General features: G+C 46.4%; 15 protein-coding genes. 9 read left to right on the top strand and 6 right to left on the bottom strand.

What is annotated here, in order from left to right; all coding sequences use genetic code 11:
- Window positions 1-132: 132 nt before the first annotated feature.
- The 3 genes from QT987_RS21130 (at window position 133) to QT987_RS21140 (ending at window position 2,975) form a co-directional block, all read left to right on the top strand.
- Complete coding sequence (locus QT987_RS21130) at window positions 133-1,527, top strand: aminotransferase class V-fold PLP-dependent enzyme (RefSeq protein ID WP_333243920.1); 1,395 nt, start codon at window positions 133-135, stop codon at window positions 1,525-1,527.
- Window positions 1,528-1,848: 321 nt separating this feature from the next.
- Window positions 1,849-2,310 carry a hypothetical protein gene (locus QT987_RS21135; RefSeq protein WP_333243925.1) on the top strand — a complete coding sequence of 154 codons (462 nt, stop codon included), beginning with the start codon at window positions 1,849-1,851 and terminating at the stop codon, window positions 2,308-2,310.
- Between the two features lie 5 nt (window positions 2,311-2,315).
- Window positions 2,316-2,975, top strand: coding sequence for a hypothetical protein (locus QT987_RS21140; RefSeq protein ID WP_333243928.1), 660 nt, complete (start codon window positions 2,316-2,318; stop codon window positions 2,973-2,975).
- Between the two features lie 332 nt (window positions 2,976-3,307).
- On the opposite strand, the gene mazF is transcribed toward QT987_RS21140, so the two are convergent.
- The 3 genes from mazF to QT987_RS21155 all read right to left on the bottom strand — a co-directional run bounded on the left by mazF (window position 3,308) and on the right by QT987_RS21155 (window position 5,407).
- The gene (gene mazF / locus QT987_RS21145) at window positions 3,308-3,652 is read right to left on the bottom strand and encodes an endoribonuclease MazF (protein WP_333243988.1); all 345 of its coding nucleotides are present in this window, start codon (window positions 3,650-3,652) and stop codon (window positions 3,308-3,310) included.
- Window positions 3,649-3,891, bottom strand: coding sequence for an AbrB/MazE/SpoVT family DNA-binding domain-containing protein (locus tag QT987_RS21150; RefSeq protein WP_333243931.1), 243 nt, complete (start codon window positions 3,889-3,891; stop codon window positions 3,649-3,651). The genes mazF and QT987_RS21150 overlap by 4 nt, the downstream gene beginning before the upstream one ends.
- Before the next feature lie 292 nt (window positions 3,892-4,183).
- Window positions 4,184-5,407 (bottom strand): ferrochelatase, encoded by a 1,224-nt coding sequence (locus tag QT987_RS21155; RefSeq protein ID WP_333243934.1) that lies wholly within the window; start codon window positions 5,405-5,407, stop codon window positions 4,184-4,186.
- A gap of 54 nt (window positions 5,408-5,461) precedes the next feature.
- Between QT987_RS21155 and QT987_RS21160 the strand changes: the two genes are divergently transcribed.
- The 5 genes from QT987_RS21160 (at window position 5,462) to QT987_RS21180 (ending at window position 9,691) form a co-directional block, all read left to right on the top strand.
- On the top strand, window positions 5,462-5,596 hold the full coding sequence (locus QT987_RS21160) for a hypothetical protein (RefSeq protein ID WP_333243937.1): 135 nt from the start codon (window positions 5,462-5,464) through the stop codon (window positions 5,594-5,596).
- Between the two features lie 527 nt (window positions 5,597-6,123).
- Window positions 6,124-6,708 (top strand): hypothetical protein, encoded by a 585-nt coding sequence (locus QT987_RS21165; protein WP_333243940.1) that lies wholly within the window; start codon window positions 6,124-6,126, stop codon window positions 6,706-6,708.
- The gene (locus QT987_RS21170; RefSeq protein WP_333243942.1) at window positions 6,701-7,426 is read left to right on the top strand and encodes a DUF3120 domain-containing protein; all 726 of its coding nucleotides are present in this window, start codon (window positions 6,701-6,703) and stop codon (window positions 7,424-7,426) included. The genes QT987_RS21165 and QT987_RS21170 overlap by 8 nt, the downstream gene beginning before the upstream one ends.
- Before the next feature lie 195 nt (window positions 7,427-7,621).
- Window positions 7,622-8,470: an alpha/beta hydrolase gene (locus tag QT987_RS21175; protein WP_333243945.1), complete on the top strand. Its 849-nt coding sequence runs from the start codon at window positions 7,622-7,624 to the stop codon at window positions 8,468-8,470.
- A gap of 108 nt (window positions 8,471-8,578) precedes the next feature.
- Window positions 8,579-9,691 (top strand): pentapeptide repeat-containing protein, encoded by a 1,113-nt coding sequence (locus QT987_RS21180; RefSeq protein WP_333243948.1) that lies wholly within the window; start codon window positions 8,579-8,581, stop codon window positions 9,689-9,691.
- A 349-nt stretch (window positions 9,692-10,040) separates the two neighbouring features.
- On the opposite strand, the gene QT987_RS21185 is transcribed toward QT987_RS21180, so the two are convergent.
- From QT987_RS21185 to ggt, 3 genes are all read right to left on the bottom strand, one after another.
- The gene (locus tag QT987_RS21185; RefSeq protein ID WP_333243951.1) at window positions 10,041-10,193 is read right to left on the bottom strand and encodes a hypothetical protein; all 153 of its coding nucleotides are present in this window, start codon (window positions 10,191-10,193) and stop codon (window positions 10,041-10,043) included.
- On the bottom strand, window positions 10,177-11,058 hold the full coding sequence (locus QT987_RS21190) for a choice-of-anchor L family PEP-CTERM protein (RefSeq protein ID WP_333243955.1): 882 nt from the start codon (window positions 11,056-11,058) through the stop codon (window positions 10,177-10,179). Before QT987_RS21190 ends, QT987_RS21185 begins: the two co-directional genes overlap by 17 nt.
- Window positions 11,059-11,585: 527 nt before the next feature.
- Window positions 11,586-13,313 (bottom strand): gamma-glutamyltransferase, encoded by a 1,728-nt coding sequence (gene ggt, locus QT987_RS21195; protein ID WP_333243958.1) that lies wholly within the window; start codon window positions 13,311-13,313, stop codon window positions 11,586-11,588.
- Window positions 13,314-14,581: 1,268 nt separating this feature from the next.
- Between ggt and QT987_RS21200 the strand changes: the two genes are divergently transcribed.
- Entirely contained in the window at window positions 14,582-15,685 is a 1,104-nt protein-coding gene (locus tag QT987_RS21200; protein WP_333243962.1) for a site-2 protease family protein, read from the top strand.
- Window positions 15,686-16,018: the final 333 nt, after the last annotated feature.

Genomic DNA, 16,018 nt, shown 5'->3' on the forward strand with positions numbered 1-16,018 from the left:
GAAGGAAAGCACGACAGGGATTTTGAGACGGATACAGGGATTGATTATTTAGCTTGAGGCAAAAGTCAAAGGATATAAAGTTCACACCATCAGTTATTCAATATTAACGCTATCAATAATTCGCCAGAAAAAATGACAAAGGACAATCACCGGCAACAATTCCCAGCTTTGGCCAATAAAGCTTATTTTAACTACGGCGGACAAGGGCCGCTGCCTGAGCCTGCTTTAGAGGCGATTTATGAGGCTTACAAACGGGTGCAGCTTGGAGGGCCGTTTTCGGGGGAGGTGGGGGCTTGGGTGGTTCAGGAGGCGATGCTGACGCGACGTGCGATCGCATCTGAGTTGACCGTACCTCCTGAAACCATCGCCCTGACTGAAGATGTCACCGTCGGCTGCAATATTGCGCTGTGGGGCATTGACTGGAAAGCAGGCGACCATTTGCTGCTTTCTGATTGCGAACACCCCGGCATTGTAGCTAGTGTAATGGAACTTCAGCGCCGTTTCAACATTGAGGTTTCGGTTTGTCCGTTGGCGGCTACTTTGAATGAAGGCGATCCGGTGGCGGTGATTGCTGATAGTTTGCGGCCAAATACTCGCTTGTTGGTTATCAGTCACATTTTGTGGAATACTGGTCAAGTTTTGCCTCTGGGTGAGATTGTGAAAGTGTGTCATGAACCCCCCCTAACCCCCCCTTGCCAAGGGGGGGGACAAGAGGATTCCCCCCTGATTCAAGGGGATGGGGAAACAGATATAAAACCCCCCCTAACCCCCCCTTGCCAAGGGGGGGGACAAGAGGATTCCCCCCTGATTAAAGGGGATGGGCGAGAGGATTTGTCCCTGATTAAAGGGGATGGGCGAGAGGATTTGTCCCTGATTAAAGGGGGGGGACAAGAGGAGTTTTCTGCAAAGAATTACAAAGTTAGAGTGTTAGTTGATGCGGCTCAATCTGTGGGGGTTTTGCCTTTAAATTTGATTGAATCAGGGGTTGACTTTTATGCTTTTACTGGTCACAAATGGTGGGGTGGCCCGGAAGGTTTGGGCGGGCTTTATGTGAGTGCGGAAGCTTTGGCTGATTTGCATCCGGTGTTTATCGGTTGGCGGGGAATTGTGACGGATGCTAATGCTAAAGTCCTTGGCTGGAAACCTGGATCGCAGCGCTATGAAATTGCGACTTCGGCTTATCCTTTGTATGCGGGTTTGCGGAGTGCGATCGCCCTGCAACATGAATGGGGTACGATCGAGGAAAGGTATGCAGAAATCAGCCGTTTGAGTAAGTATCTCTGGGAGCGTTTGTCGGAACTTCCCGATGTGGAATGTTTGCGAAAATCTGCGCCGGAAGCTGGTTTGGTTTCGTTTCGATTAACTAATGGGATGCCGCACAACAAGCTTGTCAATTTGTTGGAGAAACAGGGGATTATGGTGCGGACTATTCTTAATCCTGATTGTGTGCGGGCTTGTGTTCACTATTTTACAACTGAGGCGGAGATTGATAAGTTGGTTGGGGCGATCGCTATTGAATTAGTATAGCCGGGGCGGGTTTATTTATAGTCCTGGACGCCCGGGTAGTCAGAAACCTACCTGGTTTTTGCCCAAAAGACGCGTTACAGCCGCAGAAACGGCCAAAAACCCGGTTTCGAGGAGTTGGAGTGCGTAAATCCTGTCCTATTATTTTAAGCTAGGATTTACTACCCGTTGTTTTTTCGTTGGGTTTACATTAGGATATGATAAGGAGGTTAAACTATGCAGATTAGAAATAAAAAAATTAGGTTGCGAATATTTTAAGCTAGGATTTACTACCCGTTGTTTTTTCGTTGGGTTTACCATAGGATATGGTAAGGAGGTTAAACTATGCAGATTACAAATAAAAAAGAATTTAGGTTGCGAAGCGGTGAAAACTGGACATCGTCTGAGAAGTTCCGTTTGCAGGACGCCGAAGCACTGAGTTCGATCGGCAATGGTGTGATTGCTACCCTCCAAACAAAAACAGGACAGTACCGCATTATTGAAGAACGTGACTTTCAAGAAATGTATGGACTAGCTCGTGATGTTGATCGGCTAAGGGGAGGATTGCGTTTCGTCATCTTGGCTGTGCGTGCGGCACAAAAACACCCTGATCCAGAGAATCTTCATCTACTTGCTGAAGCAGTTTCTATGCTGGGAGACTTGCCTGAGCTTCCTACCCGCAATAGCTTCGAGCGATTAGTTCCAGAGAATTTCGACTTGGATGAGGATGATGAAGTGATGCTTGACCCTGATGAAATTGAGCGTCCTCTGCAATCTGAGAATGCGATAGACAATAGGATAGATTGATTGTGATGGCTGTAGCAAATAATGAGCCTAACAATCTGGAAACTCTTGAAAATCAGCTACGCGCACTTTCTCACGACGATACAGTTCTCACAATTATTCAGGACTTTGCCGTAAGACTTGGTAAGACAAAAGACCGTCAGAAAGTTTTCGGAGCAGAGGGAGCGCTGGTGCGTCAGCCAATTGAATATCAGGATATGTTAGCAAAAGGTCTGATTCGCGACGATGAAGATGCCTTCGCCCTTTTGCAGGGAGATATTGTTAGTAGTGATGCTGGCTACTTCTTGGGAGAGCGCATTACTAACATGAAATTTGCTATCGCAAGCTCCACCTGTGACCTTGTTCAGGGCCGCCGCGATTATGCCTCACTGCTGCGATTGCAACCAATTTTTTCTGACGCTCCTGATGCAAAGCAACTCCTCAGTGAAATGCTAAAGTTCAAATCCACTAAGCGAATGTATCTTCCACCATTACCAGGGGACTCTAGCAATGTAGTGGGCAATGCTGTAGTATTTGATGGGGTTATACAGATACGCCTTGATGATTTGCTGTTAGCGACACGGCACGCCAGCCTAAGTCTTGTCGGGTGGAGGATATTTGGTTCTCTGGTTCGGACAATTATGGTGCGAGCAGGTGCTAGTGAAACAGAAATGAGATCGAAAGCCTAACGGCAAAGTGGAACCATCGCCGATCAATGCTACTGCTCATTCTAGACATTAGCAGCTTCGATAATTTGCTCAGCGGCAATAGATGCGTGTATTTCTTGATGGTGGGCCGCATAAAAAGCGAAAACATCGTTCACTTGAGCTTCACTTAAATCATACTCAATGGCAATTTGGTTTGGCGAAAAACCCTATTTCTGGGCTGAAACTACTACTGTTTGCACCCGCAAGCGATTGCAAACAAAACGGGTACGAGTTCGCCGCTAGCGCCCCGCACATAGGTAATTTCAGGAAAAGTGCGATCGTCTGATTTATTCAGCCCCGTGAACTTCATGCTTTTAGAATAACAACGGCTCTATTTTAGCTTGTACCTCTTCAATTACATCTTGAGATACCGACTCAACCAATCGAATACCGCGAGCTTTCCAGTCTAAACACTTAATTTGATCGGCAAGAATTACTCCCTGAACTTTTAATCCAGTGGGTAGGATAACTTCAAAAGGATACCCTTTTTGTTGTTTTGTAATCGGCATAAATAGAGCTAAGGAGCTTTTCTCGTTGTAGGAGCGAGGCGACAGCACAAAAGCAGGTCTAAGTCCTTTTTGCTCGTGTCCCTTAGTTGGGTCAAAGTCTAAATAAACGATATCGCCTCGACTCGGAATGTAGGGATTTGATTGTGTCACCAAACTTCGTTCCCGACAGCAACTCCAGTATCAATCTCATTATGAAGATTCTCAGGCGTCATTGCCTCAATGAGATCCTCAAGCGAATACCGCCGACGAACGATAGGCTCGATTGTCAGCTTGCCATCTATCAAGACAAGCTTCACTTCAGAACCCTCAGCTAAGTTAATCTCTTTAGCTAAATTTTGTGGAATCCGAATAGCAAGACTGTTTCCCCATTTTGCGATCGTCGCAACCATAGCCTGAACCTCTAGTTAGTGATATCACTCTGAGGAATTTACCCTTTCTCAGAGAAAGTATATACAGAGTATCTACAGTGTAGCGACTAAGCGGATGTTTGACAAGCACAGAAAATTTGCCAAAAAAGCCGATCGCCCTTTCCCTAAAAACACCAAAGGACGATCGACCTTTTCGCCCAAATTTCGACCTACGCACCCCAACAAAAGAAACCGGGTTTTTCACTAAATCTGCCATTTCCATGCAGTATCTTCGCAAAAAACCCGGTTTCTGAGCTCTCAGGCCCAAGTCCTATTAGTGACTGTGCCCGTGCCCGCCATGAGAATGCCCGCGATCACCATGAGAATGCCCACCGTGAGAATGCCCGTGATCCCCATGAGAATGCCCGTGCCCTTCGTGAGAATGACTGTGCTCGCGCTGCGCGGAAGCCAAACTCGGATTAACAGCAACCGCAGTCTCACTCAACAACGCTTCAATCTGCGGATTTGCCCACTCGGCAGCCATTTTCAGAAACTCTGGATGGTCGTTAACGCAAGGCAATTTGCGGTAAGTAACTCCTTGACGCTGTTTCTGCAAAGACTCAATAATGTGGTCTACATCTAACAATGTTTCGTGATTTTCTGTGGCAAATCCGATCGGCATAAAGACGATCGCAGTTGCACCCAAATCGATCAAATTCTTCGCAGCCAACGTCGCATCCGGCTGCGTCCATTCAATCAGCGGCGTGTCGTGGTTCAGCCAACCCACCGAAATCAAAGGATAGCGGTGCATCAAACGTTCCCGCACGCGATCGTACAAAGCTTGACTTTCCACAATTCCCGAAGTAAAGCCCTTCGCCTTGTGCGGACAACCGTGATTCATCAGCACAATCCCAATCTGAGAAGGCAAATGCGCTACAGCTAAATCGTTCTTAATTTCCTCTTCAACCAAATCCGCCATTAGCTGGATGTAAGCAGGTTCATCGTAAAAAGAAGGAATGTAGCGCTGTCCTTTTACCCAATGTTCCTTACCATCAAAGGTTTGTGCTAAAGCTTTATTCACCTGTTCGACTGCAATGCCGCTGGTGAAAACAGAATCAACTACCAACAGCGGATAAATCAGAATTTTGTCAAATCCTTCTGCTTGAATTTGCGGAATTACTTGTTCCGGCAAAAACGGCGCGCAAAAGTTAAAAGCTTTGAACACTTTTACTTTATCGCCCCATTTCTCCTGTAAATTCTTTTCAATCCCAGCGCGCTGCTGTTCAAAAATTGCATTGTGCGGCGAAACGAATTGACCGTGTTGGTGACTCCACTCGTGCAAGTCAAAGATTGCTAAAATCTTCGCCAGCGGCGGATAAATCCAAAGCGGTACTGGCGCAAACTTTGCCGTAAGCAAATTTAAAGCTTGTTCGTTGTAGTTGGCAAAATCGTCGTAGCTTTCGACTTCGCCATAACCCATCAGCAATACAGCAACGCGATCGTTACTTGCGGGTGCTGCAGATGTTTTGAAATCGATTTTTTCTGGAGAAGCAACCACTTTGTATTCCTCAATTTTATTTATTCTAAGAGATCCAGGCAGGATGAAGGGGGAATGGGAGATTTTTCATTGTGTGCGATCGCACGACTGACGTGCGCGGGGCTGATTCCCGGTTTCTTGGCCCATACTTCCCGGTTAAACCTCTTATTTATCCTAGAAACCGGATTGATGGGCATCAGTCCTAAGTAGGTTTTTTGACAAGCGAATTTCAAAGGTGGTACCCGCCACGTGATTTATCCGTGGAATCAATCCCAAATCGAAAATCCTCAAGCCGCCGCATTTATCTCGCGCAAGTCAATCTAAAATCTCAAATCTCAAATCTAAAATCGATTGACCCTGACCCGAAATTCGTAGGGCAGCTAAGCTGGCAGGCCTCTTAATTTTCACAATCCTGTTTGTTTAAGCTTTTGTGGGGTCAGCTTCGACGCCGCCCCAAAAGTTAAATCTAAATACAGAACTGCTTAAAACTAGAATCAGCCTTTGCTAAGCTTGACAGGAGATGGGGCGGGGGGGGATAAGTTTCATGTTTTCTTAAGACTCCCTGACCTTGCCTCAGATTAATGGGGTTTGGAGCGTTCCCAGGTTTTAACTTGGGGGGATACTCTTCAAACTTGACTCTATTATAAGTTTAACACCCTATCCCCTGGGGTAGTATATGATATAATAGCTATATGATAAAGTTATGTTGCGAACTATATTAACTTTCTTGACGAACTATGAGACTGGTAATTTGCCCCGGAGTCCACGAACCAAAGCTAACCGACTGTTTCCTGGCGGGACTTTCGGGGCTTTGGGGACTGGCAGCCGATCGCCCAAACCAGCAAATAGTCGATCGTGTCAAGATTTTTCCCGCTCATAAATATCCGCCTTTCTCAGCTCTTGACATATTGCACTTTTTGTGCAGCGAAAAGTTAGCAGGAGAAAGTCTAGTATTTGTCAGCTTTTCGGCAGGAGTAGCCGGGGCGATCGGGGCGGCTCTTCTGTGGCAGCAACTCGGTGGCAAAGTCGGGGCTTTTTTTGCCTTAGACGGTTGGGGAGTACCTCTGGTGGGAAATTTTCCCATCCACCGCATCAGCCACGATCGCTTTACGCACTGGAGTTCGGCAATTCTCGGTGGCGGTGGAGAAAGCTTTTATGCAGATCCCGCGATCGAACATTTGGATTTATGGCGAGCTCCCCAAACGGCAAAAGGCTGGCACCTCAGCCAAACCGCCGCCGGCATTGAGACTCTCGCACCCACAACCGCAGCAAAATTTTTAGTCCACCTATTGAAACAATACGGAGTCCAATCAGTTGTTTAATCTAAATTTAGTATCCTCAGCGATCGCACCTATTGCCACCATCGCCCGCCTCGACAATTCTGTCTCTTCAGCCACAACAAACAGCATCAAACAGTGGTTGATATTTAGCGCCTCAGCATTTTTAGTCTCAATTCCAGTCTTCGTGCAAGCACCCTTAGTGCGTTTATATCCAACCATCAGTTTGCTGTCAACTATCCCCTGGTTCGTTTTGAGTTTAATTCTAATTTTCCGCCCCAAAACACAACTTTGGGGAGATTTATTATTAGGATTTGCCGGATGCTGGCTGGCAGGTTCTATCTATTGGGGCTGGTTTAGATGGGAACCAATTTTACATCTACCTATAGAAGCAATTGGCTTGCCTTTTGCTATTTGGTGCTTGGGCAAATCTTGGGGAAAAGTTGGCAGCTATTTTTACTTGGGTTCCCTATTTGGCACTGCTATTACCGATTTATATTTTTATTTAACTGGGTTGATGCCCTACTGGCGCCAAGTGATGCACGCGGAACCGGAATTAGCTATGCCGATTTTTCAAAGTGCGATCGGTCAAATCGAAACTCCTTGGGGCATAGGCTGTGCTTTAGTTTTAATCGCTGTGTTGCTAACAGTCGGTTTGCTGAGTTTGCGCGATCGAGAACTGCACTGGCGCGCTTTCAGCGGCGCGGTGTTAAGCACGCTTTTGGTAGATGGTTTATTTTGGTTGGCTGCTTCTGCTGCTTAAGATTTATGATTAGTTTTTATGTTGGTATTTTTTGACTGCAGATGTGGGCAAATTGACGCAGATTAACGCAGAATTTTTTGAGGGATGTAGTCTTGAGATTCCTGACTTTTTAAAGAAGTCGGGAATTTTGGTATTTACGGAACAATTATGAGTTAAAATCTAAAATCTAAAATCTCAGAATCCAAAATCAATATCATGTCTTTCATTTCAATTCGCGGTGTAGAACATTATTACGAGTGGATAACGGCAGATAACACGGCCCAACCTAGCGGGAAACCAGTGATGGTATTTCTGCACGGCTGGGCGGGCTCAGCGCGCTACTGGGAAAGCACGGCACGGGCTATTGCTGATGATTTTGATTGTTTGCTCTACGATATGAGAGGTTTTGGTCGATCGCCCTTGCCGAAAGAGCCTCCTGAGTCCAGCTACGAACTCGAAACCTACGCCCGCGACTTAGCTGAATTATTAGAATCTCTGAATTTAAGCCGCGTCTTTCTCAATGCTCACTCCACAGGAGCATCAATTGCTACTTTATTTCTCAACCTTTACCCCGAAAAAGTAGAAAAAGCAATTCTCACTTGCAGCGGGATTTTTGAATACGATGAAAAAGCCTTTACAACTTTTCACAAATTCGGTGGCTATGTGGTAAAATTTAGACCCTCTTGGTTGGCATCCATCCCGTTTGCCGATCGGCTATTTATGGCCCGGTTTTTGCGCCGTTCCCTGCCCACAGAGGTCAGTCTGGCGTTTCTCAAGGATTTTTTAATGGCAGACGAGCAAGCTGCTATAGGTACAATGGTGACGGCAGTCAGTAAAAGAGCAGCCGAGGAAATGCCCCAAGAATTTGCGCGGCTGAGTGTTCCCACACTGCTTGTGGCCGGAGAATTTGACCAAATTATTCCCGCCGCCATGGGAGAGCAAGCAGCCTCCCTCAGCAAAAAAGTAGAATTTGTTATAATTCCGAATACGGCTCACTTTCCGATGCTGGAGGATGCCGCAACATACTTGCAGCGAATTCGAGACTTTTTGCCAGCAGCGGCTTAGCTGAGTTATTGTTCATCTAATGTACGATCGGACACGCAAGCTTTGAGAACGGCTTTTGCTCCGATCTTAATTTTTAATTTCTAATTTCTTAAAGCGAAAGGTGGTACAATGAACGACCTCGACCAATACTATAAAGTGCTGGGACTGTTGCCGGGAGCTTCCAGAGAAGAAATTAGCCAAGCCTACAAGGATTTAGCGTTCATTTGGCACCCCGATCGCATCCCCAAAGACAATCCCAGACTACTACAGAAAGCTGAAGAGAAGATTAAGGAAATTAATCAAGCTCGCGAACAATTGCGATCGATTCAACCAAGAGGTCAGAATCAAAACGTTCAGCACAAACATACTCAGCACAAACACACCCAGCAACAAAACACCCAGCACAAAAATACCCAGCACCAAAACACCCAGCAACAAAACGCTCAGTACAGAAACACTCAGCAACAAACTACCCAGCAACAAAACGCTCAGTACAGAAATACTCAGCAACAAACTACCCAGCAACAAAATACTCAGTACAGAAACACTCAGCAACAAAACACTCAGTACCAAAACGCTCAGCAACCCAATACTCAGTACCAAAACACTCAGTACCAAAACGCTCAGCAACCCAATACTCAGTACCAAAACGCTCAGTACAGAAATACTCAGTATCCAAACACCCAGCAGCAAAACACTCAGCCACCACCGGCCACCCCAAAAGAACCCCGCTACTCTTCTGAACCCTCTTCAGGGAAATATCCTGGAAATTATGCGGGAAACTATGGGGGAAACCCTGCAGGGCCCTATTCAGAGGCGTCCCGCTACCAATCGCAGCCGCCGCCATCTCAGTCTTACCGCCAAGCTGGGCCCCAAGCTCCCGATTTGAGCGGTTCCAACTTCAAAGGAGCTTCCTTAAAAGAAAAGGATTTTTCAGGAAGAAACTTGAGCAATGCAAACCTGAGTGAAGCCGACTTAAGCGATGCTTTTCTACACAACGTCAATCTCACAGGCGCGAATTTGCACCAAGCTAACTTGTTCCGGGCCAATTTGTTAGGAGCTTGTTTGATCAATGCCAACTTGAGAGAAACCAACTTAATCGGAGCCGATTTGAGCGGTGCTGACTTGAGCGGTGCTGACTTAACAGGAGCGAAAATCGGTTACGGCGATCGAGTTATGGTCAAACTTACCCGGACTACATTAACAGGTACAATCTTACCGGACGGTACTGTTCATAGCTAAATTATTTAGTTTTTAGTCAGTGGTTGTAGACGCGGGTTTTACCCGCAATATTTGCTGCAACTCCAAACACAAAAAAATCCGCCCTTTGCGAATTTGGGATGAAAACTTATATTCTTTCCGCTAGCACAACCGCAATAAAATTGGTTCGTAGTGAGGGCATTCGTCGTCAGAATTGTATGAGGACTTGCATTCCTCGCTGCGTACCCATAATGCTTAAATTACTTGACATGATATTACGCGATCGCGATCGCACAAACCGAGTTTTTTTACCTGGTTCAACAACTGCAACGAGATTTGTTCGTTCATCAAACCCCCTTTCTGTCTCCCACACGGCTAATCGAGATTCATATTACAGCAACCGCCAACATGGTTCCTGTTCTGTTTTTTCCTTCTTCCTTCTTCCTTCTTCCTGACATCCGTTACATCCGTTACATCCGTCGAGCGAATCCGTTGCCGAACTTCCCTCTTCCTTCTTCCTTCCGTTATTAATTACTTGCGCCACGGCGATTGCGTAACTTTCGTCCAGCAGCCAGCATAGCGCCTCCCGCCATCAAACCCCCCACAGTCATCGGTTCGGGAACCGGCTCAGGTTGAACCGTCTCCAGAGAACCGCCTTTAATAAATACAGCAGAATCTAAATAGCCATCGCCCACATCTTTAATGCGGATGCTGAGAACATTCGTCTGATTTTGCTTGAGCAAACCCTCAAAACCTAAAACTTTAGTAAAACCGTCCAGCTTAATGATGTTAGCAGCAATACCTGTGAAACTTGGGTTGTCAATATAGTCGGGGTGATCTGTAGAGCGATTATATGGATCGGGAACAAGATTATTAATCGTAACAGTTTTTCCGTCGCTCAATTTTGCCAAATTAGTGCCGTTCAGCAGCAGTTCAAAATTGTCATTATATTTATTAGAACCGCCGAACTCAGGAAACTCCTCAGAAGCAAATACATATTGAAAGAATAACTTTTGAACAGTGCTATTAGCAAAAAAGCTGAGGTTTAGCTGAGTCGTATCCCCTTGTTCACCCTTAGCACCAAAATCCGTGCTTAAATCGCTGTCCTCTGTCGTGAAGTTATCTTTCCGATTCTGACCCGGTATATCGGTGACTCTACCAGTGCTCAGAACAACTCCTGATGTCAAACCGAAGGGGTCATTAGTGAAAGTACCAAAAGCAGCCGAATTACCCGTAATTGAAACAGAAAAATTACTCAAGCCGACTGTATTAGCTCCCAATAAATTATTTTTCAAAGTCTCAGTGTTATTCGTTGCCCCTACCGAAAATGCCATTGCTGGCGCTGCCAACAAACTCAGAGCAGTAGTTAATGTAGCTGTTAAGGCAGCAGTTTTGTGAGTAATTATCATAAATTTTTCCTAAAAGATACAAACCTGATTCTCTGCACACCTTAATTTTTACATTATATAACTATTAATGTCTAGTAGCTTTACAATAACTTTACATATAAGTAGATTTACGCTTTGTGTGGTTATTTTTTTTGTAGTTATTGGCAGTTTGTCAGCCTATAAACCTCAGCGCAAAAATACGGAGGCAAAAATACAAGTACACAGACTAATAATTTTATCCCTTACGCACTGGTAACCCAAAAAACCTGGTTTTGATACCGTTGGGGCTCTCCAAAATGACTCATGACTAATAGCTAAAGACTCATGACTCATGAAAGATGACTAATAGCTAAGGACTCATGACTCATGAAAGATGACCTCGCCCAAAAAAAACCATACAAGCCCCCGATTCCTGTCGTAGAGAGATCAAAATTTTTGACCCTAGTTCAATATCCCAGATTGATCTCTGGAGTAAATCTAAAATCCTTCGACTGAGTGCGACTCGACGGCGCGTCGAAGTCTAAAATCTCTAATCGACTGACTGTTGACTAAAATCCCCTTGCTTCTCCTTCGCCGCGCCGATCTGCAGCCCCTTCCAACCAACCGTCTGCAGTCAGGACGATCGCATTAGCATTGCCCCAGCCGTCACCTTCGACAATTTGGTGTCCCCGCCGCCGCAACTCCGAAAGCGTCGCAGCCTCAAAACCTCCCCGTTCCACCATCAGGCGATCGGGCTGCCACTGGTGGTGTATCCGAGGTGCAGACACAGCATCGCCGACATTCATGTCGTGAACCAATACGTTCAGTACAATTTGCAACACCGTGGTAATAATCGTGCTGCCTCCGGGAGCTCCCGCTGCGAGGCGAAATTTGCCATTTTCGGTCACGATAATCGGCGTCATGCTGGATAAAGGAGTTTTCCCAGGGGCGATCGAATTTGCCTCCCCGCCCACCAAACCAAACAAATTCGGCACTCCTGGCGCCGCTGCAAAATCATCCATCTCGTTGTTGAGCAAAATTCCCGTACCTGCAGCCACGACTCCAGCCCCAAAACCGCCATTCACTGTAAACGTCAAAGATACCACATTGCGCTCTTTGTCAACTACCGTGAGGTGGGTAGTTTCGGGAGACTCCCACAGGAGACGGTTCAAAGTTTCAGCGTCAACAGCTTTTACCTCGCTGGAGGGTCTGGCTTTTGACATTTGGATTTGCGATCGTCTCAATTTGGCATAATTGGTGCTAGTTAGAGCTTTGACTGGTACACTCACAAAATCCGGGTCGCCCAAATACTCAGCCCGATCAGCATAAGCAATCCTCATGCTCTCCGCCAGCAAGTGTAAAGTATCTGGACTTTGCCTTCCCAACCTCTTGAGATCCGTATCTCCCAGAATATTTAAGATTTGCAACAAATGAACGCCGCCGGAAGAAGGAGGCGACATCGCGCAAATTTCGTAAATCCGAAAGTTGCCACAAACCGGATTTCGCCAAATCGGCGTATAGTTTTTCAAATCTTCGAGAGTGATAATGCCGCCATTTTTAGCCATATCGGCGGCGATCGCCCGCGCAATGTCCCCGGTATAAAAACTCTGCGGATTTTGTGCAATCTGTCGCAAAGTCCGCGCCAAATCCCGCTGCACCAAAAGCTCACCAGGCTGGTATAAAATGCCACCACGAGTAAAAACCTCCCGCGCCGCCCGGTTTTTTTTGAGCACATCCTGTCGTCGCCCGGTAGCCGTGGTAAACCGCGAACTTACCGGAAAGCCATTTTCAGCCAGGGCGATCGCCGGCGCCACCACCTGTGCCCAAGGCAACTTACCATACTCGCGGTGCACCGTATAAAGTCCAGCAACAGTGCCCGGAATACCCGCAGCCAAATGCCCGTCCAGACTTGCCCTTTGGCGGACCTTCCCTTGCTTGTCGAGGTACATATCCCGCGCCGCCCGTTGCGGAGCTCGTTCCCGGAAATCCAGCGCTTGCACAGTCCCCGTTTGGGCCCGCTGCAGCAGTAAAAAACCCCCGCCGCCGATACCCGCCGAAAAAGGCTCCACCACCGAAATCGCCAAAGCAGTAGCAGCAGCCGCATCCACTGCATTACCGCCCTGTTGCAGCAGGGCCAGCCCCGCAGCGCTCGCCAGAGGGTGAGCGGAAACTGCCATCCCCTGTTGGCTGCGCTGCTGCTGCAAGGTTGGCTGTAGCTGTTGCTGGCAGCCACCCAACACCAAGACTGTTAGGCAATAAGTATAAATTCGTACTTTACTCAATAAATTTTGCAACATTTTTTACGGGTGAGGCGAGGGTTTTTTATCAGAAGATTGGGTTTAAAACCCCGTCCTTTTACGACGGCTTTTTCCATTTTCAAGTAAAGTAACACATCCATCTAAACAAATGAATATGGTACAATAAGCCCGGTAAGCTCATATAATTTGGTATAGAACCCATTTGACATCTTGGAGGGTGCGAGTCGATCGCCCGTTGTCTGTCGATCGCCATAAATATCTCAAATGGGTTCAAAAGAACCGCTATTGACAGGATGCTCCTTTATATCTTGCCCCTAAAGTCAATCGATTTTAGATTTTAGATTTTAGATTTTAGATTAAAGAATTGACTTGCGCGAGATAAATGCGGGGGCTTGAGGATTTTCGATTTTGGATTGATTCCACGGATAAATCACGTGGCGGGTACCACCTTTGAAATTCGTGGTCAAGTACAATTTATAGAACCCATTTGGGCTCTTTTCCCTCATCAAGTTATAATAACGATCTGCGATCGCGGAGGGTGACAAGGGAGCATCTCAATGAAAGCAGACTAGCTAGAAATTAGAGTTTTGAGGCGATCTTGCTGCGGGGCAGGAGGAAAGAGTCAGAAGGAAGGAGCCAGAAGAAGTGTTTTTACAAATATTAAGATGCTCCCGAAAGATCGGATGAGTAGTACGAATACTCAACCCCTGCGCTTTAAGATTGATGGCTAACCAACTTGAAAATATCAGTGAGTTGCTTTTCGGTTTTCAGTGCCGAGATAAACCAGTTCAATCCTTCAGGTAACGTCAGCAATTACTCCAATCAGCTTAGTTGATTTTTCCGAAAATTAATTCACCCTGATTAGCAAGGGGGATACGAGGAGGATCACGCCCGGAATAAACAGTTTTAACCCAAGCGTAAGCTGTTCGGCATTTAAAAGACGATAGTAGGGTGCCCAGCGTACAGAAGTGTTTCCCTTGTAAGCGTAAGTGTTCACTCCTGACGCACCATACAAGCTCGTTAGTGGTTTAAATGCTCCACAGCTTATTGAGTTAAAACCGACTCAAAACTCAAACAGAAAATAAAAGAAAATATCCTCATCAGCCCTCATAGCGAGGACTTCCGCTTTCAGACAGGGATTTTTAACCCCAGGCGGGCTCAACCGCAGTTGCCAATGATGATTCCGCAAACCGAACCTCCACAGACGGATAACACCCTAATGGAAGCATTAACATCGCCGTTACGTTTCGTTACGATAAGGAGACAGAGAGAAAAACCTCTCCTTCGTAAAATCAGAGGTAGCCATTATGAACGGTACATTTCGCGTCGGCAACCTGTTTGGGATTCCCTTCTTTGTCAACGCATCTTGGTTTTTAGTTCTGGGTTTAGTAACCTGGCAGTACGGCGGCGCATTAGCTGCCCTGTTTCCCACATTGGGCCCCGTAGTGCCCTGGATGCTGGGATTATTCACAGCGTTACTGTTATTTGCTTCCGTCTTAGCCCACGAATTAGGACACAGTTGGGTAGCCATTAAACAGGGAATTGGCGTGAAATCGATTTCGCTATTTCTGTTTGGCGGACTGGCTAATTTAGAAAGAGAATCCAAAACCCCAGCCGAAGCATTTTGGGTAGCCATTGCAGGCCCGTTGGTTAGCTTATTTTTATCCGGTTTGTTAACAGCCATAGGCATCGGTGCTGGACTCACAGGCCCCGCAGCAGCCATCGTCGGACTTTTAGCTTCCATCAACTTAGTTCTAGCCTTATTTAACTTAATTCCCGGTTTGCCCCTCGACGGTGGCAACATCCTCAAAGCAATCGTCTGGAAAATTACTGGCAACCCTTACAAAGGTGTAATTTTTGCTAGCCGCGTCGGTCAAATAATTGGTTGGATTGCCATTGCTACAGGCGTATTCGGCAATATTTGGAATCTAGTAATCGGTTGGTTCTTACTGCAAAATGCCGGTCAATCGGCCCAATATGCCACAGTCCAAAATCAACTGGCAGGCCTGACAGCCGCAGATGCTGTTACCCCCGAAAGTCCGATCGTCTCCCAAGACTTGTCCCTCAGAGAATTTGCCAACAACTACGTTATCGGTAGCACTCAAACCTGGCGCAGGTTCCTGGCAACAGATGATTCCGGACAATTGGTAGGGGCGATCGACCTTGATGACCTCAAAACCATTCCTACCGGACGCTGGCCCGAAGTTTTAGTCAAAGAACTCCTGAAGCCGATCGAATTTTCCACAACAGTCAAACCAGAATTATCCCTCCTCGAAGTCGTCACCCTTCTGGAACAACTCAAAGTACAAGAACTCCCCGTCATTCGCGAAAACGGCGTCCTCGTCGGACTTGTAGAAAAAGCTGAAATTGCCCGCCTACTACAAAGACGAGCCGAAGCGAACCCTGCTTAATATCCTCAGATACTTGACAAATAACAGTTAACCCCCTCGATTTTCCCTTACCAAAAGGGCGATCGGGGGGGTTAACTCTAGCTTAAAAAAAGTCAAGTCAAACACAAATAGTCCTGGACGAAACTGTCACAATAGTTAAAGATTTTTTGAGGTATGTTCTTGCGTCCAGGACTGACTAAGGATCGCGAATTAAATAACTTACAAATTTAATTGTTATTGTGGGATGGGCGTCCCGCCCGTCCAAAAAAGACGGGCGGGACGCCCATCCCATAAACTTGTGGAAGTTATTTAATTCTCATTCCTAAATTATTAGCTGCAAATCAACAATAATAA

This window comes from Microcoleus sp. SVA1B4, assembly GCF_036700545.1.
Lineage (GTDB): Bacteria > Cyanobacteriota > Cyanobacteriia > Cyanobacteriales > Microcoleaceae > Microcoleus.